Origin of the sequence: Streptomyces sp. NPDC059850, from assembly GCF_042731515.1 — a bacterium.
Classification (GTDB): Bacteria; Actinomycetota; Actinomycetes; order Streptomycetales; family Streptomycetaceae; genus Streptomyces.
Genome location: NZ_JBHWJI010000067.1, coordinates 1 through 23,347, shown reverse-complemented (window position 1 = coordinate 23,347; position 23,347 = coordinate 1). Strand labels below are relative to the sequence as shown.

At 71.5% G+C, this 23,347-nt stretch carries 17 protein-coding genes; 13 read left to right on the top strand and 4 right to left on the bottom strand.

Annotated features, from left to right (window positions below; all coding sequences use genetic code 11):
* Positions 1-307 precede the first annotated feature (307 nt).
* The 3 genes from serA (at position 308) to ACFV9T_RS36640 (ending at position 4,247) form a co-directional block, all read left to right on the top strand.
* Positions 308-1,909, top strand: a complete 1,602-nt coding sequence (gene serA / locus ACFV9T_RS36650; RefSeq protein ID WP_385446857.1) for a phosphoglycerate dehydrogenase — start codon at positions 308-310, stop codon at positions 1,907-1,909.
* Positions 1,910-2,051: 142 nt separating this feature from the next.
* Positions 2,052-3,557: an MFS transporter gene (locus tag ACFV9T_RS36645; RefSeq protein ID WP_385446856.1), complete on the top strand. Its 1,506-nt coding sequence runs from the start codon at positions 2,052-2,054 to the stop codon at positions 3,555-3,557.
* A 93-nt stretch (positions 3,558-3,650) separates the two neighbouring features.
* Positions 3,651-4,247, top strand: a complete 597-nt coding sequence (locus ACFV9T_RS36640; RefSeq protein ID WP_385446855.1) for a Uma2 family endonuclease — start codon at positions 3,651-3,653, stop codon at positions 4,245-4,247.
* Here ACFV9T_RS36640 and ACFV9T_RS36635 read toward each other — a convergent pair.
* Positions 4,225-5,646, bottom strand: a complete 1,422-nt coding sequence (locus ACFV9T_RS36635; RefSeq protein ID WP_385446854.1) for a polysaccharide lyase family 1 protein — start codon at positions 5,644-5,646, stop codon at positions 4,225-4,227. The two genes, ACFV9T_RS36640 and ACFV9T_RS36635, sit on opposite strands and share 23 nt — an antisense overlap.
* A gap of 4 nt (positions 5,647-5,650) precedes the next feature.
* Complete coding sequence (locus ACFV9T_RS36630) at positions 5,651-6,607, bottom strand: glycoside hydrolase family 6 protein (protein ID WP_385446853.1); 957 nt, start codon at positions 6,605-6,607, stop codon at positions 5,651-5,653.
* A gap of 161 nt (positions 6,608-6,768) precedes the next feature.
* Between ACFV9T_RS36630 and ACFV9T_RS36625 the strand changes: the two genes are divergently transcribed.
* Positions 6,769-7,998 carry a serine hydrolase domain-containing protein gene (locus ACFV9T_RS36625; protein ID WP_385446852.1) on the top strand — a complete coding sequence of 410 codons (1,230 nt, stop codon included), beginning with the start codon at positions 6,769-6,771 and terminating at the stop codon, positions 7,996-7,998.
* Here the strand turns inward: ACFV9T_RS36625 and ACFV9T_RS36620 are convergent.
* On the bottom strand, positions 7,976-9,196 hold the full coding sequence (locus ACFV9T_RS36620; protein ID WP_385446851.1) for a PucR family transcriptional regulator: 1,221 nt from the start codon (positions 9,194-9,196) through the stop codon (positions 7,976-7,978). The genes ACFV9T_RS36625 and ACFV9T_RS36620 overlap by 23 nt on opposite strands.
* A gap of 167 nt (positions 9,197-9,363) precedes the next feature.
* Between ACFV9T_RS36620 and ACFV9T_RS36615 the strand changes: the two genes are divergently transcribed.
* The 3 genes from ACFV9T_RS36615 to ACFV9T_RS36605 all read left to right on the top strand — a co-directional run bounded on the left by ACFV9T_RS36615 (position 9,364) and on the right by ACFV9T_RS36605 (position 12,592).
* The gene (locus ACFV9T_RS36615) at positions 9,364-10,290 is read left to right on the top strand and encodes a proline dehydrogenase family protein (RefSeq protein WP_385446850.1); all 927 of its coding nucleotides are present in this window, start codon (positions 9,364-9,366) and stop codon (positions 10,288-10,290) included.
* 66 nt (positions 10,291-10,356) lie between these two features.
* Complete coding sequence (pruA, locus tag ACFV9T_RS36610) at positions 10,357-11,988, top strand: L-glutamate gamma-semialdehyde dehydrogenase (protein ID WP_385446849.1); 1,632 nt, start codon at positions 10,357-10,359, stop codon at positions 11,986-11,988.
* Between the two features lie 463 nt (positions 11,989-12,451).
* A complete protein-coding gene (locus tag ACFV9T_RS36605; RefSeq protein WP_385446848.1) occupies positions 12,452-12,592 on the top strand; it encodes a hypothetical protein in 141 nt (46 codons plus the stop codon).
* 36 nt (positions 12,593-12,628) lie between these two features.
* On the opposite strand, the gene ACFV9T_RS36600 is transcribed toward ACFV9T_RS36605, so the two are convergent.
* Positions 12,629-14,212 (bottom strand): purple acid phosphatase family protein, encoded by a 1,584-nt coding sequence (locus ACFV9T_RS36600; protein ID WP_385446847.1) that lies wholly within the window; start codon positions 14,210-14,212, stop codon positions 12,629-12,631.
* Positions 14,213-14,342: 130 nt separating this feature from the next.
* Between ACFV9T_RS36600 and ACFV9T_RS36595 the strand changes: the two genes are divergently transcribed.
* The 6 genes from ACFV9T_RS36595 to ACFV9T_RS36570 all read left to right on the top strand — a co-directional run bounded on the left by ACFV9T_RS36595 (position 14,343) and on the right by ACFV9T_RS36570 (position 23,297).
* Positions 14,343-15,380, top strand: a complete 1,038-nt coding sequence (locus tag ACFV9T_RS36595; RefSeq protein ID WP_385446846.1) for a 3-isopropylmalate dehydrogenase — start codon at positions 14,343-14,345, stop codon at positions 15,378-15,380.
* Between the two features lie 205 nt (positions 15,381-15,585).
* A complete protein-coding gene (locus tag ACFV9T_RS36590) occupies positions 15,586-16,671 on the top strand; it encodes a branched-chain amino acid aminotransferase (RefSeq protein WP_385446845.1) in 1,086 nt (361 codons plus the stop codon).
* A gap of 328 nt (positions 16,672-16,999) precedes the next feature.
* A complete protein-coding gene (cimA, locus tag ACFV9T_RS36585) occupies positions 17,000-18,598 on the top strand; it encodes a citramalate synthase (protein ID WP_385446844.1) in 1,599 nt (532 codons plus the stop codon).
* A 237-nt stretch (positions 18,599-18,835) separates the two neighbouring features.
* Positions 18,836-21,223, top strand: coding sequence for a polysaccharide lyase 8 family protein (locus tag ACFV9T_RS36580; protein ID WP_385446843.1), 2,388 nt, complete (start codon positions 18,836-18,838; stop codon positions 21,221-21,223).
* A gap of 244 nt (positions 21,224-21,467) precedes the next feature.
* Positions 21,468-23,051 (top strand): acyl-CoA carboxylase subunit beta, encoded by a 1,584-nt coding sequence (locus tag ACFV9T_RS36575; RefSeq protein ID WP_385446842.1) that lies wholly within the window; start codon positions 21,468-21,470, stop codon positions 23,049-23,051.
* A 24-nt stretch (positions 23,052-23,075) separates the two neighbouring features.
* On the top strand, positions 23,076-23,297 hold the full coding sequence (locus tag ACFV9T_RS36570; protein ID WP_385446841.1) for an acyl-CoA carboxylase subunit epsilon: 222 nt from the start codon (positions 23,076-23,078) through the stop codon (positions 23,295-23,297).
* Positions 23,298-23,347: the final 50 nt, after the last annotated feature.

Genomic DNA, 23,347 nt, shown 5'->3' with positions numbered 1-23,347 from the left:
TCGCACTTGTGCGGGGTCTCCCCGGCGGCGTACGGCCCCCCCCGGGGGGGGGGGCGGGCCCCGGGGTGGGGCGGGGGTCCCGGGCCCCCCCCGCCACACCCGGTTCGCCATTTGTCCACCGCGCATCACCACGTGCGGGTGATCCTGCCGCATAGGCGCATTACACAGGCCCGATCGCTACTACACTTTCCTGCAACAAACGCGTCAGGCTCACAGCGTCGTGCGTCTTCCACGCGGCTGGAACCCTTCACCGCCTGCGGCCGTCGGGACGGCCGTCCGCTGAGGACTAGTGAGGACTGAAGACCACGTGAGCACTGCTTCCCCCGGTAAACCTGTCGTACTCATCGCCGAAGAGCTGTCGCCCGCCACGGTCGACGCCCTGGGCCCGGATTTCGAGATCCGGAGCTGCAACGGCGCGAACCGAGACGAACTGCTTCCCGCCCTCGCCGACGTGGACGCGATCCTCGTCCGCAGCGCGACCAAGGTCGACGCGGAAGCCATCGCCGCGGCGAAGAAGCTGAAGGTGGTCGCCCGCGCGGGCGTCGGCCTGGACAATGTGGACGTCTCCGCCGCCACCAAGGCGGGCGTCATGGTCGTCAACGCGCCGACCTCCAACATCGTCACCGCCGCCGAGCTGGCCTGCGGTCTGCTGGTCGCCACCGCCCGCAACATCCCGCAGGCGAACGCCGCGCTGAAGAACGGCGAGTGGAAGCGCAGCAAGTACACCGGTGTGGAGCTGAGCGAGAAGACCCTCGGCGTCGTCGGCCTCGGCCGCATCGGCGTCCTGGTGGCCCAGCGCATGTCCGCCTTCGGGATGAAGGTCGTCGCGTACGACCCGTACGTGCAGCCCGCGCGCGCCGCTCAGATGGGCGTGAAGCTGCTCACCCTCGATGAGCTGCTGGAGGTCTCGGACTTCATCACGGTCCACCTCCCCAAGACCCCGGAGACCGTCGGCCTGATCGGCGACGAGGCGCTGCGCAAGGTCAAGCCGGAGGTCCGCATCGTCAACGCCGCCCGTGGCGGGATCGTCGACGAGGTGGCGCTGGCCGCGGCCCTCAAGGAGGGCCGGGTGGCCGGTGCCGGTCTGGACGTGTTCTCCAAGGAGCCGTGCACCGACTCCCCGCTGTTCGAGTTCGACAACGTGGTCGCCACCCCGCACCTCGGCGCCTCCACCGGCGAGGCCCAGGAGAAGGCGGGCATCGCGGTCGCGCGCTCGGTGCGGCTGGCGCTCGCGGGCGAGCTGGTCCCGGACGCGGTGAACGTGCAGGGCGGTGTGATCGCCGAGGACGTACGCCCCGGGCTGCCGCTGGCCGAGAAGCTGGGACGGATCTTCACCGCGCTCGCGGGCGAGGTCTCCGTCCGGCTCGACGTCGAGGTGTACGGCGAGATCACCCAGCACGACGTCAAGGTGCTGGAGCTGTCCGCGCTCAAGGGCGTCTTCGAGGACATCGTCGACGAGACCGTGTCGTATGTGAACGCCCCGCTGTTCGCGCAGGAGCGCGGCGTCGAGGTGCGGCTGACCACCAGCTCGGAGTCCTCGGAGCACCGCAACGTGGTGACCGTGCGCGGCACCCTGGCCGACGGCACCGAGGTGTCGATCTCCGGCACGCTGGCCGGTCCGAAGCACCTCCAGAAGATCGTCGCGGTCGGGGAGTACGACGTCGACCTGGCGCTCGCCGACCACATGGCCTTCCTCCGCTACACCGACCGTCCCGGCATCGTCGGCACGCTCGGCCGCATCCTGGGCGAGGCGGGCATCAACATCGCGGGCATGCAGGTCTCGCGTGCCGCCGTGGGCGGTGCCGCGCTGGTCGCGCTGACCGTGGACGACACGATTCCGCAGTCCGTGCTCACCGAGATCGCCGAGGAGATCGGCGCCACGTCGGCCCGTTCGGTCAACCTGGTCTGAGCCGTATAGCGCATACGCGTTTCCAAGGGCCCGGCCTCCGCTTCGTGCGGGGGCCGGGCCCTTTTCGGTGCCCCGCCGGGCTCTTTTTCATCAGGTGTTGAATAAGATGGCGAGTCATACGCGTCACCAGAAAGGCACCCTCATGTCCGAGCCCTCAGCCATACCGCCCGCTGCTGGGTCGCCCGCGCCCAACCCCCGGCGCTGGCTCGCCCTGCTCTTCATCGGCCTCGCCCAGTTGATGATCGTTCTCGACATCACCATCGTGAACATCGCCCTGCCCTCCGCCCAGCGCGACCTGGGCATTTCCGCGGGCGACCGGCAGTGGGTCATCACCGCGTACACCCTGGCCTTCGGCAGCCTGCTGCTGTTCGGCGGCCGGATCGCCGACTACACCGGCCGCAGGCGCGCCTTCCTGGTCGGTCTGATCGGCTTCGCCTGCGCTTCCGCGCTCGGCGGAGCCGCCCAGGGGCTCGGCATGCTCCTCGGGGCCCGTGCGCTCCAGGGCGCCTTCGCCGCGCTGCTCGCGCCCTCGGCGCTGTCGCTGCTGGCCGTGAACTTCACCGAGGCGCGCGAGCGCGCCAAGGCGTTCGGCATCTTCGGCGCGATCGCGGCGGGCGGGGGCGCGATCGGCCTGGTCGTCGGCGGGCTGCTGACCGAGTACCTGGACTGGCGCTGGTGCCTGTACGTCAACGTGCCGATCGCCGTCCTCGCGGCGTTCAGCTGGTCCGTCCTGCCCGCCGACCGGCCCGCCGAGCGGCGGGCGCGCTTCGACATCCCCGGTGTGCTGCTCGCTGTGGCCGGGCTGGTGTCGCTGGTCTACGGATGCAGCGAGGCCGAGTCGGAGGGCTGGGACTCCCGGCTGGTGACGGGGCTGCTGACGCTGGGCGTGGTGCTGCTCGCCGCCTTCGTCCTGGTGGAGCGGCGCGCCGCCCAGCCGCTGCTGCCGATCCGGGTGATCGCGGACCGCACCCGGGGCAGCGCCTATCTGGCGGTCGGTCTTTCGGTGGTCGGCATGTTCGCGATGTTCCTCTTCCTCACGTACTACATGCAGATCGTGAAGGGGTACTCGGCGCTGGTCACCGGCGTGGCCTTCCTGCCGATGACCGCGGCGGTGCTGGCCGCCGCGGGCGGCGTCGCCGTCCGCCTCATCCCCAAGGTGCCGCCCCGGGTCCTGGTGGTGCCCGGTCTGCTGATCGCGGCCACCGGGGTGGCGCTGCTGGTCCCGCTGGAGGCCACCAGCTCGTACGCGGCGGGCGTGCTGCCCTCCGAACTCCTCGTCGGCTTCGGCATGGGCCTGGTGATGGCCCCCTCGATGAACTACGCGACCCACGGCGTCCAGCCCAGGGACGCGGGCATCGCCTCCGCCACGGTGAACACGGCCCAGCAGATCGGCGGTTCGATCGGCACGGCGATGCTCAACACCATCGCCACCAGCGCGACCGCCGACTACCTCCACGACCACGCCCGCCGCATGACGCCGGATACCGCGAAGGAGGGCCTGGTCGAGGGCTTCTCCCACGCGTTCGTCTGGTCGTCCGTGATCCTCACGGCGGCGGCGGTGGTGGTGGGCGTACTGATGAACACCCCGCGCCCGTCCCACGACAAGTCAGCCCATGCCCCCGCGTCGGCTCCCGTCCATCTGGGCTGACGCCGTCAATGTCGGAGCCGCCCATCACTCGTGTGAGGGGCGGCCCCGGCGTTCCCGCCCGCTGGGCTGGACCGCTCGGACAAAGTTCCGCCCATGGAACGAACCACGACTGAGCAACCGCTTCCGGACTGGGCCTTTCCGCCCCCGGGCGGATTCACCGCAGAGGACCTTGACCACATTCCGGGTCTCCCGCCGCACACTGAGCTGATCGACGGGAGTCTCGTCTTCGTCGGCCCCCAGACTTGTTTTCATTCGCTTGCTGTCTCGTTGCTGGGGATGGGCCTCAGGGCCTCGGTGCCGGAGTCGCTGCGCGTGTGCAGCCAGATGACGATCACTCTCAATCGCGGCAACCGTCCCGAGCCGGATATCACGATCTTGCGCGCAGGGGCAGTGACGGCCGAGGCGGACGAGACGGGCTATCAGGCCGCTGATGTCGTGCTCGCGGTGGAGGTGGTGTCGCCGGAATCGCGCGACCGCGACCGCAAGCGCAAGCCGCAGCTCTACGCCGAGGCGGGGATCCGACACTTCTGGCTGGTTGAGCACGGTAAGGGCCGCCATCCGGTTGTCTACGTCTACGAGCTGAACCCAGTGACGAGCAGCTACGTCCCCACCGGCATCCACCATGACCGGCTGAAGCTCACCGTCCCGTTCGACATCGACATCGACCTCACCGAGATCGACCGGATGTGAGGGTCGGGCCCGCCTCGCGCAGCACTGTTCGGATGACCGCTCGCGGTGAGCGTTGTGGGCGGTAGCGGTAGACATCGGCCGGGGTCCAGCCGGTGTCCGTGGTGAAGGTGCGCAGGGCCCACTCGGGGGGTGGGGTGCCCGCCGACTCGGCCTCCGCTCGGGCCTGGGCCGCCTCGGCCTCGAACTTCGCTCGGGCGATGCGGTTCAGGTCGACGCGGCGGCCGTTGTACGAGGCGCCGGTGGCCGAGAACTGGTGGCCGTGGAAGGTGGCCACCGTGATGTCGGGGGAGGCGCCCGGCCCGGTGTGGGCGAAGACGTCGTGTTCGGAGACGATCTTCGATTCGAGCCCGGCGCCGAGGAAGTAGGAGCTGCCGCCGAGGGCCTGACCGCGCATCGGGTAGTCGGGGTCGTCGGTGGAGCCGCGGAAGTAGTTGTTGTACGTGTGCACTTGGCCGAAGCGGACGCGGGGACTGCGCTGGGCGGTGTCGGAGAACAGGTTGTGGTGGAAGGTGATCCGCAGATGGCCGCGGTCGCGGTCGCCCTTGCCGTCGCCGGAGCCGATCAGCAGGGTCTTCTCGTGGTCGCTGAAGCGGCTGTAGGAGACGGTGACGAAGTCCGTGCCGTCCTCCATGTCCAGCAGCCCGTCGTGGTGTTCGACGCGCTTGCCGTGGAATCCGACGGTTGCCCGGCTGGTGGGGTAGCGGCCGTCGGAGAAGGCGCAGTGGTCGATCCAGATGTTGCGGCCGGTGACGACCGACAGCGCGTCGAAGCGGGCGTTCCAGGCGCCGGTCGCGCCGTCGCCCGGGTCCCAGCTGGGGAAGTGGTCCACCGGGGCTTCGAGGCGGAGGTCGCGGATGACGATGTTCCGGCCGGTGTTGACGGTCAGATAGACGCCGAGCAGGGCCGCGTCCCGGCCAGTGCCCAGGATGGTGGTGTTGCTGGGCACGGTGAGCTGGATCCGCTGCTTCTGGGCGTTCGAGCCGGTGACTCGGAGCGTGCGCATCCGTTTGCACCACTCGTAGCGGTCGTCGCTCCACGCCGTACCGTCCGGGCCGAAGCAGTCCATATAGCGCCGCAAGTCCCAGCCGGGGGCGTAGTCCTGGGCGCCGAGGAGGCGGCCGTCGTCGCTCTCGTTGCCGCTCAGGTGCCCGGTGACGCGGATCACCTTGGGGGCGGTGGGATCGCCGTGGTTGGCGAGGGCGGTCTTCAGCTCGGCGCGGGTGCGCACCACATGGACGCTGTCGGGCGCCGCGCCCGCGCCTCCGGTGGTGCCGGACCCCGCCGTGGCCCAGCCCGTGGGTCGGTCCGATACGGCAGAAGGCGCCGCGGCGGCCTCGCCCGGCGCGCCCAGGAGGGCGCACAGGAGCGCGGCCGCCGCGGCGTACGCGCGTCGGCGCATCCGGTCAGCCCGCCATCTCGTACGCGTAGTCCGGCGAGAACGCCCCCGCCGCCCCGGCGCAGCCGTCGAGTTCGCCCGGCGGCTTGACCCACAGATAGGCGTCGATCGCCGGGTCACCGGTGTTGGCCGTGGGGTTCTCGCCGACCTTGCGGCCGCGCGGGTCGCACCAGGCGTTGTCGGGCGCGGGGCCGTTGCCGTTGCGGCTGGTGTCGATGACCGCGGTGAGGCCCGAGGAGCTGCCGAGCTGGGCGAGCACGGCCTTGGCGAAGGCCACCTCCTCGGCGGTGCGTCGGTAGTTGGAGACATTGCTGTAGATGCCGTCGCCGCTGCTCAGCACGCCCGCCGAGCGCAGCCGGGAGGCCTGGACTGCGGGGCTGTTCCAGGCGGAGTGACCGGCGTCGAAGTACACCCGGGCCTTGGGCGCGGCAGCGTGGATGGCGGCGGAGGCGCGCGCGAGCGAGGCGTAGCGGCCGCTCAGCTCGGCGGGCGACAGACAGCTGATGAGCGCGATCGAGTCCGGTTCGAGGATGACGACCGAGGCCCCGCCGCCCAGCCCGGCGGCGAAGCCGCGGACCCAGGCGTCGTAGCTCGCCAGATCGGGGGCCCCGCCCGCGGAGGCGCCGCCGCAGTCGCGGTTGGGGAGCTGGTACGCGACGAGCACGGGCACCTGGTTCTTGGCGGCGGCGGCCGAGGTGATCTTGCGGACGTCCTCGGTGACGGTGCCGGGGGTGTACCGCGAGAACCAGACGGCCTGGGGCTGGGACGCGATCCGCGAGGCGATGCGGGCCCGGCGGGAGTCGTTCGGGTTGGCGGCGACCCACTTGTTGACGAGCGAGTCGGGGTGGTTGAAGAAGGCGGTGGCGGAGGGCAGTTCGCCCGCGGCGGCGCGGGGCGCGTGGCCCACGCCGACCAGGAAGGTGGTGGCGAGCGCGGCGGCCGCTAACGCTCTGATGATGCGCACGGTGCATCAGTCCTCTCGCGGACCCGGGGGACGGGGAGCGGGGTGCGTTCCGTATGGGTTGCCGCCGCGCGGGGGAAGGTTGCCGCGGGCGGAGTCAACCCTTGGCCGCGGTTCGGAGTCTTTCTCCATACCGGAATTCATCCGATAACGGAGGACCCCACATGGAACCGCACGCTTTGTCCCGCTTATCCCGCTTGCCCCGCGCTCTGGCCGCATTCGCCCTGGCGGGAGCGGTCGTCGCGACGGCGGTCGCCCCGGCCACCGCCTCACCGCGCTCCGCCTCACCGCACACCGCCACCCGCCCCTCCCCGCACTCCGCGACGCAGGACGCCCTCGACGCGATCACCCGCGCCGGGGTCCCCGGGGTCCTGGCCAGGGCCGACCGTGCGGACAAGACCTGGTACGGCACCTCCGGCGTGGCGGACCGCCGCACCGGACGCCCGCGGCTGCCGCAGGACCGGTTCCGCGTCGCCAGCGTGACCAAGACGTTCACCGCCACCGTCCTGCTGCAGCTCGCCGCCGACCCCGCGTACGGCCTGTCGCCCGACGACACGGTGGAGAAGTGGCTGCCCGGCCTGGTGCGCGGCAACGGCAACGACGGGAGCCGCATCACCCTGCGCCAGCTGCTCCAGCACACCAGTGGGCTCTACGACTACCTCGAAGACGACACGCTCCGGGCCAAGTACACCGGCACCGCGTTCTTCGACCACCGGTACGACGGCGCCACGCCCGAGGAGCTGGTGCGCATCGCCCTCGCGCAGAAGCCGGACTTCGACCCCGGCAAGGGCTGGGGCTACTCCAACACCAACTACATCCTGGCCGGGATGATCATCGAGAAGGCCACGGGCCACACCTACGCCTCCGAAGTGGAGCGCCGCATCATCAAGCCCCTCGGCCTGCGCGGGACCTCGCTGCCCGGCACCTCCCCGTGGGTGCCCGGCCCGCACGGGCGGCACTACTCCACGCTCTTCGTCGACGGCCCCGGGGCCCGGTCCTACGACGTCACCGAGTTCGACCCCTCGGTCGCCGGAGCCTCCGGTGAGATGATCTCGACCGTCCGCGACCTGAACGTCTTCTTCCGCGCCCTGCTGCGCGGCGAACTGCTGCCCCCCGCCCAGCAGAAGGAGATGCTGACCGGCCACGACCTCGGCGACGGCAGGTCGTACGGACTCGGCATCAGGTCGCAGAAGCTCAAGGCGTGCGGCGTGACGGTCTGGGGGCACTCGGGCGAAATCCCCGGCTCCGCGACCCGGACCGCGGCCACGGCCGACGGCGAGCACGTCCTCACGCTCAACCAGAACGGCGACTGGGGCGATGACAAGCTCGAACAAGCCGCCATCGAGGCAGAGTTCTGCGGAAAGACCGCGCCTAGCGGAGCCGGGCGGCCTTGAGCGCCATGTGGAGGAGTAGCCGGTCGTCGCCCGCGTCCAGGTCCAGGCCGGTGAGCTGGCGTACCCGGGAGAGCCGGTAGTAGAGCGTCTGCCGGTGGATGCCGAGCAGCTGGGCGGTACGGCTCGCCTGGCCCGCGCAGTCGAGGAACGTCTCGGCGGTGCGGGCCAGTTCCGCGTGGGTGCGCTCCAGGAGGGGGCGTACGGCGGCGTCGGGGGCGGCCTGGGGGAGCGTGGCCAGCAGCCGGTACGGGCCGATGGCCGTCCACTCCGCGATCGGGTCGAACCGGGCGTCCGCCCGCGCGGCCCGGGCGGCGGCCAGCGCCTCCCGCCATGCGGCGGGCAGCTCGTCAAGACCGCGCCGCGCCTCGCTGACCCCGGCGGCGCTCTCCCGGCCGCCGCCGCACGCCGGTGCGGGCTCGTCGGGGGCGGCCGCGCGGGGGGAGCGGAGGAGCTGTTCCGCGGTGGCCCGGGCGGGGCCCAGGGAGGTGGGGGCGCGCAGCCGGATCAGGGCGGCCAGCGCCGTCTCGTCGGGGATCACACAGGCCGCGGCGATGCCCGGCAGATGGGGGAGGCCGGGGTGGTCCTCGTCCTCGCCCGTGCCCGGCACCCACGGCAGGACCGCGACCAGCGCCATCGGCCCGTCGGCCGCGCCGCGCAGCGCGGTGTGGAGGCCCGAGCAGGCCGCGTCGCGGGTGGCGGGCGGCCCGGTGAGCAGTTCGCGCAGCAGCTCGCCCAGCTCCTCACCGGCCCGTGCCTCGGCCGCCAGCAGGGCGCCGATCCGGGCCGTGGTCTCCATCGCCCGGACCAGCCGCGGGTCGGGGGGTGTCGTGGGGCCGCCCAGCTCCAGGTCGGAGAGGTGGCCGTCGTCCAGCAGCCAGACATAGCCGTGGACGACGCCGCGGTGCCGCACCGGCAGGCAGATGCGGCCCATGAAGACCCCGGCCCCCGGGTCCGGCGGGATCCGCAGCGGAGCCTGCGCCCGGGCGATCCCGAACGCCTCGAACCAGGCCCGCACCGCCGCAGTCGAGCGGCGCTGGAGGATGGATCGGGTCCGGACCGGGTCCAGGGTCGGTTCCTCGGCGTCGTCGCTGTCCTGCGCGCCGAAGGCGATCAGGGCGAAGTCGCGGTTCTCCAGGGTCGCGGGCGCGCCGAGCGTCGCGGTGATCTCGTCCACCAGCTGCTGATAGTCCTCGCGCATGGCGTCCCGGCCTCCTTCCCCGAATATCGCCTCAGCCTCTCATACAGGTGTCTGAGATCCCGGACACGGATGCGTGACAGCTGTCGATGGCCCCGATTCCGCGCGATCCTTAGGTTTCACGGTGAGTTGTTGGAGCCGTTCACCGGCCGTCATCGTGGAGGTGCCCTGTGCTGGGACCCGTGCTGCTCGCTGCTTCGCGCAGTGCTGCCATCCGCCGGATCGTGTCCGCCGCGCCGGTCACCCGACCCATGGTGGATCGGTTCGTCGCCGGTGAGCGGCTGGCCGAATCCGTGGCCGCGGTGCGCGGGCTCGCCTCGCGCGGCCTGGAGGTCACCCTGGACCACCTCGGGGAGGACGTTACCGACCGCTCCGAGGCGCTGCGCAGCCGGGACGCCTATCTGGCGCTGACCGAGGCGCTAGCCGCGGAGTCGCTCGGGGCCCGTGCGGAGATGTCCGTGAAGCTCTCCGCCTTCGGCCAGGCCCTGCCCGGCGGCCATGACCTCGCGCTCGCCAATGTGACCCCGGTCGTGGAGGCCGCCGCGGCGGCCGGAACGACGGTCACCCTCGACATGGAGGACCACACCACCGTGGACTCCACCCTCGCGATCCTCGGCGAGCTGCGCACCCGGTTCCCGCAGACCGGCGCGGTCGTCCAGTCGTATCTCTTCCGGACCGAGGACGACTGCCGCGCGCTCGCCGGGGAAGGCTCGCGGGTACGGCTGGTGAAGGGCGCGTACAACGAGCCTGCGTCGGTCGCCTACCAGGACAAGCGCGAGGTGGACCGCGCCTTCGTGCGCTGTCTGAAGATCCTGATGTCCGGCGACGGCTACCCCATGATCGGCTCGCACGATCCGCGCATGGTCGCCATAGCCCAGGACATCGCCCACCGCATGGGCCGCAAATTGGACGAGTACGAGTTCCAGATGCTGTACGGCATCCGCCCGGCCGAGCAGGAGCGGCTGGTCGCGGAAGGTCACCGTATGCGGGTTTACGTCCCGTATGGAACAGACTGGTATGGGTACTTCATGCGGCGGCTCGCCGAGCGTCCCGCGAACCTCGCGTTCTTCCTGCGCTCGCTCGTCGGCCGCGGCTGACAGCCCTCGGCTCACGCCCACCACACCCCCACGACGACCCTCACACCAAAGGAGACAACGGCCATCATGGACGCTGTGACCCAGGTCCCCGTGCCGGTGAACGAGCCGGTGCACACCTATGCCCCCGGCAGCGCCGAGCGCACCCGCCTTGAGGCCAAGCTCAAGGAGCTGGCCGACAACCCGATCGACCTGCCGATGACCATCGGCGGCGAGAAGCGGCTCGGCGGCGGTGAGCGGTTCGACGTCGTACAGCCGCACAACCACGCCGCCCGCCTCGGCACCTACGGGAACGCCACCAAGGCCGACGCCCAGGACGCGGTCGACGCGGCGCTGGCCGCCGCCCCGGCGTGGCGCGCGCTCAGCTTCGACGACCGCGCCGCGATCATCCTCAAGGCCGCCGACCTGCTGTCCGGCCCGTGGCGCGAGACGCTGGCCGCTTCCACCATGCTGGGCCAGTCGAAAACCGCGCAGCAGGCCGAGATCGACACTCCCTGTGAGCTGATCGACTTCTGGCGCTTCAACGTCCACTTCGCCCGCCAGATCCTGGCCGAGCAGCCCCCGGCCAACGCCCCGGGCGTCTGGAACCGCAGCGACCACCGGCCGCTGGAGGGCTTCGTCTACGCGATCACGCCCTTCAACTTCACGGCGATCGCGGGCAACCTCCCCACCGCCCCCGCCCTGATGGGCAACACCGTCGTCTGGAAGCCCTCGCCGACCCAGACCCACGCCGCCGTGCTGCTGATGCGGGTGCTGGAGGAGGCCGGGCTGCCCAAGGGCGTGATCAACCTGGTCACGGGCGACGGCAAGGACGTCTCCGAGGTGGCGCTGACCCACCCGGACCTCGCGGGCATCCACTTCACCGGCTCGACCCGTACCTTCCAGCACCTGTGGAAGACGGTCGGCAACAACATCGAGAACTACAAGACCTACCCGCGGCTGGTCGGCGAGACCGGCGGCAAGGACTTCATCGTCGCCCACCCGTCCGCCGACCCGGCGGTGCTGAAGACGGCGATCACCCGTGGCGCCTTCGAGTTCCAGGGCCAGAAGTGTTCCGCCGCCTCCCGCGCCTACGTCCCGCGCTCCCTGTGGGACAACGGCCTCAAGGAGGAGCTGGCCGCCGAGGTCAACGGCCTGTCCATGGGTCCGGTCACCGACCTGGGCAACTTCATGGGCGCGGTCATCGACGAGCGCTCCTTCGCCAAGAACAAGGCGGCGATCGACCGCGCGAAGTCCGACCCGACGATCGAGGTCGTCGCGGGCGGTACGTACGACGACAGCGAGGGCTACTTCGTCCGTCCGACCGTGCTCGTCTCCACCGACGCGGAGAACGAGATCTTCAAGGACGAGTACTTCGGCCCGATCATCGGTGTCTTCGTCTACGAGGACGCCGAGTACGACGCGATGCTGGAGCAGATGGAGTCGGCGTCGGCGTACGGCCTGACCGGCTGCGTCATCGCCCAGGACCGTGCCGCGGCCGCCGCGACCTGCGAGACGCTGCGCTTCGCGGCCGGCAACTTCTACATCAATGACAAGCCCACCGGTGCCGTCGTCGGTCAGCAGCCCTTCGGTGGCGGCCGCGCGTCCGGCACCAACGACAAGGCGGGCGCGAAGCAGAACCTGATGCGCTGGACCTCCACCCGCTCCATCAAGGAGACGATGGTCCCGCCGACGGACTACCGCTACCCGCACATGGGCTGACCCGTCCGGCGCACCCCCGCGCCGCCCGGGTCCCGCCCCCAGGGCCCCGCCCCCGACCTGGCTGCGAGCCGGTCGGGGGCGGCGTGCGTGAAGAGGGGGTGAAACGGCATAAACCTGTGGACGCCCGAGGCGCCCGAATGCTAGCGTCTTGCATTCAAGTCAGCGTTATTTACTGCAGTTTACGTCGATAACCAGCCATGGTCGAGGTCGGACGGGGGTCGGCCTCGGCCATTGCTCGTCTCAGATAGTAGGACGTCCGACTAATTCTGCAGACACTGACGCTCTGCTCCCTTACGTTTGTGGAAGCCGAACGTCCCGCTCCATCGAGCGACGGCGGACGTGGCCCGGTGCACTCGCGCAGGTGACCCCTGCCCGCACCCCGGCCCCCGCCCCTTTACGGCAGCCACCTTCTCGGGGATACCTCCCGGCCGCGCGCCGGGGTTCAGCAGAGGAGACGTGAACCATGGCCGAGCAGACCATCCGCAGGATCCGCCGCAAGAGCGACGACACCGACCGGCGGAACGCCGCCGCCGCGCTGCAGCGCGCGCTCGACCGCCGCGACAACGGCGGCGCCACCGGCCACGGCGGCGCCACCGGTCACTGAGCCGGGCGCCGGGGCGCCAAGCCCCGGAGCCGCCCCTCAGCGGCGGCGGGAGCGGGTGACCTCGAAGTGGTCCACCCGCTCACCCGACTCCGCCAGCGCCGTGACGCTCAGCCGCGGGTCCGTGCCCGGCTCCACCTCCACCGCGAGGAACGAGAAGCCGGTGTAGCGGACCCGTGACCACTCCACGGTGTCCTTGTTCTTCGCGCCGTCCTTCGTCCAGTGGTAGCTCTTCACCTCGTCGAGGTCCTTGACGTGCCCCTCGTAGCTGTCGGGCACCGGGAACTCGTACAGGTCCGCCCCGGCGCCGCCCGCCGTGACGTACACGATCCCGTCGCGCACCGCGTCCGCGCTCCCGCCGACCGGTACCTTCCGGGCCACCTTGCCGCCGCGGATGGCGTCGGTGCGCTCGTAGACGTGGTTGTGGCCGTTGATGACCAGATCCACCTGGTGCTTCTCGAAGAGCGGCACCCACTCGTCGCGCACCCCGCCGTCCGAGGCGTGCGAGCTGGTCGTGGAGTAGGCGCAGTGGTGGAAGAAGACCACCAGGAAGTCGATGTCGGACCGCTCCCGCAGCTGCTTCAGCCGCCGGTCCAGCCAGCGGGTCTGATCGCCGCCCGTGTAGCCCTTGTTGGCGGTGATCTCGTAGCTGACGTCATTGGCGTCCAGCGCGACGACGCCCACCCCGCCGTAGACGAACGAGTAGATCCCGGGCGCCTTGCGGGGGTCGGGCCCGTTGTCGGGGAGCGACCAGCGGGCCAGCTGCCCGCCGTAGCCGTCGGGGGAGTACCAGGCCTCCATGTCGTGGTTCCCGGTCGTCACCATCCACGGCACGCTCGCCGCGACCGAGTCGGTCTGGGCGAGGAAGGTGTCCCACACCCGGGCGTCGTACAGGTCGGACTTCTCGCCGTGGCCCGTGTCGTCCGCGTAGCAGATGTCCCCGGCGTGCAGATGGAACGACGGGTTCTGACCCAGGATCAACTGGTCGTTGGCGAGCGCGTCATAGCTCACCCCCTGGTCGCCGAAGGCGGTGAAGACGAACTTCTCCGGCCGCTTCGGGGCGGTGCGGAAGGTGCCCAGCGAGGTGAAGTGGCGCGGGTCGGCGGGGTCGTAGCCCTCATGGCCGACGCCGTAGTAGTAGGTGGTGCCGGGGTTCAGGCCGTCCACCGCGGCGTGCAGGTAGTACTGGTCGACGGCGGGCAGCTTCTCGCCGAGCGACGGGGTGTGCAGATGGCGGACCTCGGCCTCGACCTTCCGGGTCAGCTCCGTCGGTCGCGGGCCGATCCGCAGATAGGGCTTGCGCACCGCGAACGGCACCTGCCAGGAGACCCGCATCTGCGTCGTCGGCTCGGCGCCGAGCGCCAGATGGCGGCCGAACGGGGCCACCAGCTTGCCGTCCACCTTCGGCGTCGCGGGACGGGCGTCCGCCGCGGGCGACGGCTTGGACGCGGTGGCCCCGGCGCACCCGGCGCCGCCGAGCGCCACCGCGGCCGCCCCGGCCGTCGCCGCGCCCCCGCGCAGCACCCGTCGGCGGGGGAAGGCGTCGCGCAGGTACTCGTGCTGCTCCGCCATGGTCATCCGGTTCGCGAGCGGCTCCGGAATGCCGAACCGTGGTGTATGCATGATCCGGAATCTCCCCCGTGCGGACGACATCACTCCGTACTGCGGGTGAACGCGGCCTGTCCGGTCGGCGATCTGTCCGTATGGCGGACGGCCGGTGTCATGGGGTGGGACGCGGGAGTAGGGTCCTGGTATGTCGCGCAGCATTCGCCTCGCAGTGATCCCCGGTGACGGTATCGGCCAGGAAGTCGTGGCCCAGGGCCTGAAGGTCCTCGGCGCCGCCCTTCCCCAGGACGTGAAGCTGGAGACCAAGAGTTACGACCTCGGCGCCCAGCGCTGGCACGCCACCGGCGAGACCCTGCCGGACGCGGAGCTGGAGTCGCTGAAGGACCACGACGCGATCCTGCTGGGCGCGATCGGCGACCCGTCGGTCCCGTCCGGGGTGCTGGAGCGCGGGCTGCTGCTCAAGCTGCGCTTCGCCTTCGACCACTACGTCAACCTGCGTCCGTCGAAGCTCTTCCCGAACACCGCGACCCCGCTGGCCGGGCGCCCGGACATCGACTTCGTCGTCGTCCGTGAGGGCACCGAGGGCCCGTACGTGGGCAACGGCGGCTCGCTGCGGACCGGTACCCCGGCCGAGGTCGCCACCGAGGTCAGCCTGAACACCGCGTACGGCGTCGAGCGCGTCGTCCGGGACGCGTACGAGCGCGCCAACAGCCGCCCGCGCAAGAAGCTGACCCTCGTGCACAAGAACAACGTCCTGGTGCACGCCGGTCACCTGTGGAAGAACATCTTCGACAAGGTCGGCGCCGAGTACCCGGACGTCACCACGGACTACCTGCACGTCGACGCCGCGACGATCTTCTTCGTCACCCAGCCGGAGCGGTTCGACGTGATCGTGACCGACAACCTCTTCGGTGACATCCTCACCGACCTCGCCGCCGCCGTCACCGGTGGCATCGGGCTCGCCGCGAGCGGCAACATCAACCCCTCCGGCGCCTTCCCGTCGATGTTCGAGCCGGTCCACGGCTCCGCGCCGGACATCGCGGGCACCGGCAAGGCCGACCCGACCGCGACCATCCTGTCGGTGGCCCTGCTCCTCCAGCACCTCGGCTACGCGGACGAGGCCGCCCGTATCGAGGCGGCCGTCGCCGAGGACCTCGCCGGGCGGGACGCGGCGCGTACCACCGACGAGATCGGCGACGCGCTCGCCGCGCGAGTATCCGGCTGACCCCAGCCCGCACCGTCGCGCGGCTGGGTGCGAACATCGACCTCGGGCCGCGCACTTCGCACGCATGCTTCAACCCCCGGCCCCACGTCAGCGATAATCGCTCGTGGGGCCGCCGTGTGCAGGGAAGCTTGGACGTCCTAGTACCGATCACGGGCAGGATGGTGTGAGCGCGGTCCGCCACAACGGAAGTGAAGGACTACCACTCATGACGACGCCCTCGATCGAGCTCAAGCCCTCCTCGCACCCGCTCTCCGACGCGGAGCGGGAGGAGATCCTGGCCAACCCCGGATTCGGCCGCCACTTCACCGACCACATGGTGACGATCAAGTGGACGGAGGGCCGCGGCTGGCACGAGGCCCAGCTCGTGCCGTACGCCCCGCTGTCGCTCGACCCGGCGAACATGACCCTGCACTACGCGCAGACGATCTTCGAAGGACTCAAGGCGTACCGCCAGCCCGACGGGACCGTGGCCACCTTCCGCCCCGAGCAGAACGCCGAGCGCTTCCAGGCCTCCGCGCGCCGCATGGCGATGCCCGAGCTGCCGGTCGACCTGTTCCTCCAGGCCTGCGACGCCCTGGTCACCCAGGACAAGGCGTGGGTGCCGGACAGCGGTGAGTCCTCCCTGTACCTGCGGCCGTTCATGATCGCGACCGAGGTGGGTCTGGGGGTCCGGCCCGCCAACGAGTACCTGTTCCTCGTGATCGCCTCCCCGGCCGGTGCCTACTTCCCGCGCGGTGTGCAGCCGGTTTCCGTCTGGCTCTCCGAGGAGTACGTGCGCGCCGCCCCCGGCGGCACCGGCACCGCCAAGGCGGGCGGCAACTACGCCGCCTCCCTGGTGGCCCAGGCGCAGGCCGCCGAGCAGGGCTGCGACCAGGTGGTCTGGCTGGACGCCATCGAGCGCCGCTGGATCGAGGAGATGGGCGGCATGAACCTGTACTTCGTGTACGGGGACCGCATCGTCACCCCCGAGCTGTCCGGTTCGCTGCTGCCCGGCATCACCCGCGCCTCGCTGCTGCGGATCGCCGAGGACCTCGGCTACGAGGTCGCCGAGGGCCGGATCTCGGTCGACGACTGGCGCGAGGGGAACGCGGACGGCAGCCTCACCGAGGTCTTCGCCTGCGGCACCGCGGCCGTCATCACCCCGGTCGGCTCGGTCAAGTCCGCCCGCGCGAGCTGGACGGTGGCCGACGGGGAGCCCGGCGAGGTCACGACGAAGCTGCGCAAGGCCCTGCTGGACATCCAGACCGGTGCCGCCCCCGACCCGCACGGCTGGCTGCACCGCCTGGGCTGATCGCTTCGAGGGCTGAGCCCGTTAAGGGCCGAAAGCCCGCATCCTGAGACGGATGGGAGCACGGGGGCGGAATTGTGCTTGACTGCCTCCGTGCTCTCGTTCGCCATGATTATTGGCAGCAGGCGCGCCGGTCCGCAGTGATCGCCCCGTACGACCCGGTACGACGCGACCACCGTGCCCCAGACCCGCGCGCAGACCTCTCGCACCCGCGAGGGGTCTTTTCGTTTTCCGGACCATCCCACCGGAGGCGGAGCGTGCGGGACCATGGGAGGGCGCGGAACCGGTTATTCCGGTAGCTCGAGATCCATCCGACAGGAGCCAGACCACCATGAAGGATCGGCCCGACGACAGTTTCCACGTCTTCGACACCACGCTGCGCGACGGCGCGCAGCGCGAAGGCATCAACCTGACGGTCGCGGACAAGCTCACCATCGCCCGTCACCTGGACGACTTCGGCGTGGGCTTCATCGAGGGCGGCTGGCCCGGTGCCAACCCGCGGGACACGGAGTTCTTCGCCCGTGCCCAAGCGGAGATCGACTTCAAGCACGCCCAGCTCGTCGCGTTCGGCGCCACCCGCAAGGCGGGCGTCAGCGCCGCGGACGACCCGCAGGTCAAGGCGCTGCTCGACTCGGGCGCCCCGGTGATCACCCTGGTGGCCAAGTCCCACGACCGCCATGTGGAGCTGGCCCTGCGCACCACGCTGGAGGAGAACCTGGCGATGGTCGGCGACACCGTCGCCTATCTGCGGTCCCAGGGCCGCCGGGTGTTCCTCGACTGCGAGCACTTCTTCGACGGCTACCGCGCCAACCCCGACTACGCCAAGCGGGTCGTCTCCGCCGCCCACGAGGCGGGCGCCGACGTGGTCATCCTCTGCGACACCAACGGCGGCATGCTGCCCGGCCAGATCGACGCCGTGGTCCGTACCGTCCTCGCCGACACCGGCGCCCGCCTGGGCATCCACACCCAGGACGACACCGGCTGCGCCGTCGCCAACACCCTGGCCGCGGTCGACGCGGGCGCCACCCACGTCCAGTGCACCGCCAACGGCTACGGCGAGCGGGTCGGCAACGCCAACCTGTTCCCGGTCGTCGCCGCCCTGGAGCTGAAGTACGGGCGCCGGGTGCTGCCCGAGGGCGCGATGGAGGAGATGACCCGGATCTCGCACGCGATCGCCGAGGTCGTCAACCTGACGCCCTCGACCCACCAGCCCTATGTGGGTGTCTCCGCCTTCGCCCACAAGGCCGGACTGCACGCCTCCGCGATCAAGGTCGACCCGGACCTGTACCAGCACATCGACCCCGAGCGGGTCGGCAACACGATGCGGATGCTGGTCTCCGACATGGCGGGCCGCGCCTCGATCGAGCTGAAGGGCAAGGAGCTGGGCATCGACCTCGGCGGCGACCGGGCGCTGGTGCAGCGGGTGGTCGAGCGGGTCAAGGAGCGCGAGCTGGCGGGCTACACGTACGAGGCCGCCGACGCCTCCTTCGAGCTGCTGCTGCGCGCCGAGGCCGAGGGCCGCTCCCGCCGCTTCTTCCGGGTCGAGTCCTGGCGCGCGATCGTCGAGGACCGCCCGGACGGCACCCACGCCAACGAGGCGACCGTGAAGCTGTGGGCCAAGGGCGAGCGCATCGTCGCCACGGCGGAGGGCAACGGCCCGGTCAACGCGCTCGACCGGGCGCTGCGGGTCGGCCTGGAGCGGATCTACCCGCAGCTGGCCAGGATGGAGCTGGTGGACTACAAGGTCCGCATCCTGGAGGGCAAGCACGGCACGGAGTCCACGACCCGGGTCCTCGTCTCCACGACGGACGGCAAGGGGGAGTGGTCCACGGTAGGCGTCGCCGAGAACGTGATCGCCGCCTCCTGGCAGGCCCTGGACGACGCGTACGCGTACGGCCTGCTCCGCGCGGGCGTGGAGCCGCAGGAGTAACGCCCCGGGAGCGCCCCCGCACGAGCCCTTCCGGGCCCGGCAGGGCCGCCCCCGGCGCCCCCAGCGCCGCGCGCCCACGGGGATGCCCGCGGTGCGGGGGCGTCGCGGTGCGGGGGTGACATGGCGTGGTGTAGCGCATCGCGGGGGCGGCGCCGTGGCGTATGGACGCCGCTGAACCCGGGCATCATCCCGCTGCCCGGGTTCACCGCAGGAGGTTCGGCCACCTCAGGAGGTCCCATGCCAGCGCGCCCGTTCGGCTTCTGGTCCCGGCGGGGGTTTCTGGGCGTGGTCGCCGCCGGGGCGTTATGGCCGGGGCAGGCCCGGGCCGCCGGGGTGGACTTCGGCGTGCTGCGGCGGCGCTGGACCGACCTCGCGCTCGGCACCGGCTACGACCCCGCCGCCGAGCCGTACGCCAGCCGCCTCGCCGAGACCGGACGGCTGGCCGCCGGGTTCCGTACGGGCATGGCGCCCGCCGCCGCCTCGCTCTGGCCCGACCAGCCCTTCGACCCGCCCGCCGGGATCACCCAGAGCTACGCGCGCCTGAACACCATGGCCCAGGCCTACGCCCAGCCCGGCACCGGCCTCACCGGCGATCCCGGGCTCGCCGACGACATCGCCCGCGGCATCGATCACCTCGACGCCACCGTCTACCACCCCGGCACCACCCGCTACGGCAACTGGTGGGAGTGGCAGATCGGCAGCCCCCGGCTGCTCCTGGACACCCTCGCGATCCTCTACGACCGGCTCGGCGACGAGCGGCGGGCGCGCTGCCTCGCCGCCGTCGACCACTTCGTGCCCGACACCATGCTCGGCGACTACACCGGCACCAGCACCGGCGCCAACCGCGTCGACCTGTGCCGCGTCGTGGCGCTGCGCGGCATCCTCGGCGCGGCGCCCGCCAAGGTCGCGCTCGCCCGGGACGCGCTCTCGCCCGTCTTCCCGTACGTCACGAAGGGCGACGGGCTCTACGCCGACGGATCGTTCATCCAGCACACCTGGGTCGCCTACTCCGGCACCTACGGCTACGTCCTGCTCGACGGCCTCGGTCGGCTCTTCGCGCTGCTGGCCGGGTCGGAGTGGGAGGTCACCGACCCGAACCGGCGGATCATCCTGGACAGCGTGGAGCACGCGTACGCCCCGCTGCTGCACGACGGGCTGATGATGGACTGCGTCTCCGGCCGGGCCGTCAGCCGCGGCGTCCAGACGAACGACCCGCGGGCCATCGCGCAGAGCGACCACCAGCGCGGCCATCTGCTCCTCGCCGCCATCGTGCTGCTCGGCGCGGGCGCGGACGACGCCGCGCGGGAGCGCTGGAACGGCATGGTCAGGGGTTGGATCGAACGCGACACCGGCCACCCCGTGCTGACCGACCCGCAGTTCGGCGTCGCGGACCTGGCGCGGCTGGCGGCCGTGGCGAAGGGGCCGGGACCGGCGCTGCCCGAGCCGGTGGGCCACCGGCTGTTCCCGGCGATGGACCGGGCCGTGCACCGGCGCCCCGGCTGGACGGCCGCCCTGGCCATGGCCTCGGACCGGATCGCGTACTACGAGAACGGCAACGGCGAGCACCCGCGCGGCTGGCACACCGGCGCCGGAATGCTCTCCTGGTGGGCCGGTGAGCGCACGGCGTCCCAGTACACGGACGCCTTCTGGCCCACCGTCGACCCCTACCGGCTGCCCGGAACCACCGCCTCCGCCCGGCCACTGGCCGACAACGAGGGCGGCGGCTGGGGCGAGCCCAAACCCGCCGCGCGCTGGGTCGGCGGCACCACGGACGGCGAGTTCGCCGCCATCGGCCAGGACCTGCGCGGGCTCGGCTCCACGCTGCGCGCCAAGAAGTCCTGGTTCTGCGTGGCCGACGCGGTCGTCTGCCTCGGCGCGGACATCACCGCCCGCGACGGCGCCCCCGTCGCCACCGTCGTCGACAACCGCAACCTCGGCGCGGACGGCGCCCCCACCCTCACCGTCGACGGCGTCCCCCAGCCCGCCGCCCCCGACCGGACCCGCACCTTCCGCCGGGCCCGCTGGGCCCATCTCGCCGGGCACGGCGGCTATGTCTTCCCCGGCGGCGCCACCCTCAACGCCCGCCGCGAGGCCCGCACCGGCTCCTGGCGGGACATCAACACCGGCGGCTCCCCGGCCCCGGTCACCCGCCGCTACCTCACCCTCTGGCACGACCACGGCACCGACCCCGACGGCGCGGACTACGCCTACCTCCTGATGCCGGGCGCGGGCCCGGCCGCCCTCGCCGCCCGGGCCGCCGACCGCCGCTGGCTGACCGTGCTCGCCAACTCCGGTGCCCGGCAGGCGATCGCCATCCCGTCGCTCGGCGTCACGGCCGCGAACTTCTGGGCCCCGGGCACGGCGGGCGCGCTCACCGCGAGCGCCCCGGCGAGCGTGCTGCTGCGCCGTACCGGGACCCGTACCGGGACGCGCACGGCGCACCTCGCGATCGCCGAGCCGCTCCGCACCGGGGAGCCGTTCGAACTGCGCTGGGCGCGCCCGGTGCGCGCCGTGAAGGCCCACGACGCCACGGTCGAGGTGCTGGCCACCGGCGCCGCGCTGCGGCTGCGCGTCACCCCCGGCACGGCCTGCGCCACCCACCGCTGCGAGATCGCGCTGTTCTAGGGGATCCCCCAGGCGGCGCCGGGCCGTGGCCCCGACGGCTGTCGGCCGTTCGGGTGGTAAAGCCCACCGGTTACGGGGCGTCGCCCACAAGATTGTGGGGTGCCGACAGCCCTCCGGGCCCTTGGGGGTGCCGGGTAAGGGGAAATCCGCTGTCCAGTTCTGTTCCGCCTGCCCACGAAAACGGGCCCGACGTTGTATGGAATTGACATGCGTTTCCGAGGGTCAGGGAACGTACCGTCGTTCCATGACCAATCTCGAAGGTGCGCCCGAAGAGGCGAGTGACGTCCGCGGGCGCGTCGCCGAGCTGCACGCGATCCGCGAGCAGGCTCGGCGCGGCCCGAGCGAGCGGGCGACCGAGGCCCAGAAGGCCAAGGGCAAGCTGACGGCTCGCGAGCGGATCGATCTCCTGCTGGACGAGGGGTCCTTCAACGAGGTGGAGTCGCTGCGGCGGCACCGCGCGACCGGTTTCGGGCTTGAGGCGAAGAAGCCCTACACCGACGGGGTCGTCACCGGCTGGGGGACCGTCCACGGCAGGACGGTGTTCGTTTACGCACACGACTTCCGGATCTTCGGCGGCGCGCTGGGCGAGGCCCACGCCACCAAGATCCACAAGATCATGGACATGGCCATCTCGGCCGGGGCGCCGCTGGTGTCCCTGAACGACGGTGCCGGGGCCCGTATCCAGGAGGGCGTCTCGGCGCTCGCGGGCTACGGCGGCATCTTCCAGCGCAACACCAAGGCGTCCGGCGTCATCCCGCAGATCAGCGTGATGCTCGGCCCGTGCGCCGGTGGCGCCGCCTACTCCCCGGCGCTCACGGACTTCGTCTTCATGGTCCGCGAGACGTCCCAGATGTTCATCACCGGACCCGACGTGGTCCAGGCGGTGACCGGGGAGAAGGTCAGCCAGAACGGCCTGGGCGGCGCGGACGTGCACGCCGAGACCTCGGGCGTGTGCCACTTCGCGTACGACGACGAGGAGACCTGCCTGGAGGAGGTGCGCTACCTCCTCTCGCTGCTGCCGCAGAACAACCGGGAGAACCCGCCGACCGCCGAGGCCGACGACCCGGCCGACCGGCGCGGCGAGTCGCTGCTCGACCTCGTCCCGGCCGACGGCAACCGCCCGTACGACATGCGCAAGGTCATCGAGGAGATCGTCGACGACGGCGAGTACCTGGAGGTCCACGAGCGCTGGGCGACCAACATCATCTGCGCCCTGACCCGGCTCGACGGCCAGGTCGTCGGCATCATCGCCAACCAGCCGCAGTCGCTGGCCGGGGTGCTGGACATCGAGGCGTCGGAGAAGTCCGCGCGCTTCATCCAGATGTGCGACGCGTTCAACATCCCGCTGATCACCTTCCTCGACGTGCCCGGCTTCCTGCCCGGCGTGGACCAGGAGCACGGCGGGATCATCCGGCACGGCGCCAAGATGCTGTACGCGTACTGCAACGCGACCGTGCCGCGCATCTCCGTCATCCTGCGCAAGGCGTACGGCGGCGCGTACATCGTCATGGACTCCCAGTCCATCGGCGCCGACCTGACCTACGCCTGGCCGACCAACGAGATCGCGGTGATGGGCGCCGAGGGCGCCGCCAACGTGATCTTCCGCCGTCAGATCGCCGACGCGGACGACCCCGAGGCCATGCGCGCGCGCATGGTCAAGGAGTACAAGTCCGAGCTGATGCACCCCTACTACGCGGCCGAGCGGGGCCTGGTGGACGACGTCATCGACCCGTCCGAAACCCGTGAGGTCCTGATCCGGTCCCTGGCGATGCTGCGCGACAAGCACGCCGACCTGCCGTCCCGCAAGCACGGCAACCCGCCGCAGTAACGCCACGAGGGAAACGAGGACATCGTGAGCACGCCCACCGACATCGCCACCCTGGTCCGGGTCGAGAAGGGCCACGCCGACGCCGAGGAGCTGGCCGCGGTCACCGCCGTCCTGCTCGCCCGCGCGGCCGCCACCGCCGGCCACTCGCGCGACGGCGGCGCGGTCCGCCCGCGCCGCAGCGCCGCGCGCTGGCGCCGCCTGGAGCGCCGCCCGGCGTTCAGCGCCCCGCACAGCTGGCAGGGCTGACGCCCACCGCCTGACGGGCACACACGCGAAATCCCCCGCACTCCCAGAGG

Excerpts from the sequence above, each read along its gene's own strand:
- ACFV9T_RS36645 (WP_385446856.1), top strand. The coding sequence starts at position 2,052 with ATGTCCGAGCCCTCAGCCATACCGCCCGCTGCTGGGTCGCCCGCGCCC.
- ACFV9T_RS36640 (WP_385446855.1), top strand. The coding sequence starts at position 3,651 with ATGGAACGAACCACGACTGAGCAACCGCTTCCGGACTGGGCCTTTCCG.
- ACFV9T_RS36635 (WP_385446854.1), bottom strand. The coding sequence starts at position 5,646 with ATGCGCCGACGCGCGTACGCCGCGGCGGCCGCGCTCCTGTGCGCCCTC.
- ACFV9T_RS36625 (WP_385446852.1), top strand. The coding sequence starts at position 6,769 with ATGGAACCGCACGCTTTGTCCCGCTTATCCCGCTTGCCCCGCGCTCTG.
- ACFV9T_RS36620 (WP_385446851.1), bottom strand. The coding sequence starts at position 9,196 with ATGCGCGAGGACTATCAGCAGCTGGTGGACGAGATCACCGCGACGCTC.
- pruA (WP_385446849.1), top strand. The coding sequence starts at position 10,357 with ATGGACGCTGTGACCCAGGTCCCCGTGCCGGTGAACGAGCCGGTGCAC.
- ACFV9T_RS36605 (WP_385446848.1), top strand. The coding sequence starts at position 12,452 with ATGGCCGAGCAGACCATCCGCAGGATCCGCCGCAAGAGCGACGACACC.
- ACFV9T_RS36600 (WP_385446847.1), bottom strand. The coding sequence starts at position 14,212 with ATGCATACACCACGGTTCGGCATTCCGGAGCCGCTCGCGAACCGGATG.
- ACFV9T_RS36595 (WP_385446846.1), top strand. The coding sequence starts at position 14,343 with ATGTCGCGCAGCATTCGCCTCGCAGTGATCCCCGGTGACGGTATCGGC.
- ACFV9T_RS36590 (WP_385446845.1), top strand. The coding sequence starts at position 15,586 with ATGACGACGCCCTCGATCGAGCTCAAGCCCTCCTCGCACCCGCTCTCC.
- cimA (WP_385446844.1), top strand. The coding sequence starts at position 17,000 with ATGAAGGATCGGCCCGACGACAGTTTCCACGTCTTCGACACCACGCTG.
- ACFV9T_RS36580 (WP_385446843.1), top strand. The coding sequence starts at position 18,836 with ATGCCAGCGCGCCCGTTCGGCTTCTGGTCCCGGCGGGGGTTTCTGGGC.
- ACFV9T_RS36575 (WP_385446842.1), top strand. The coding sequence starts at position 21,468 with ATGACCAATCTCGAAGGTGCGCCCGAAGAGGCGAGTGACGTCCGCGGG.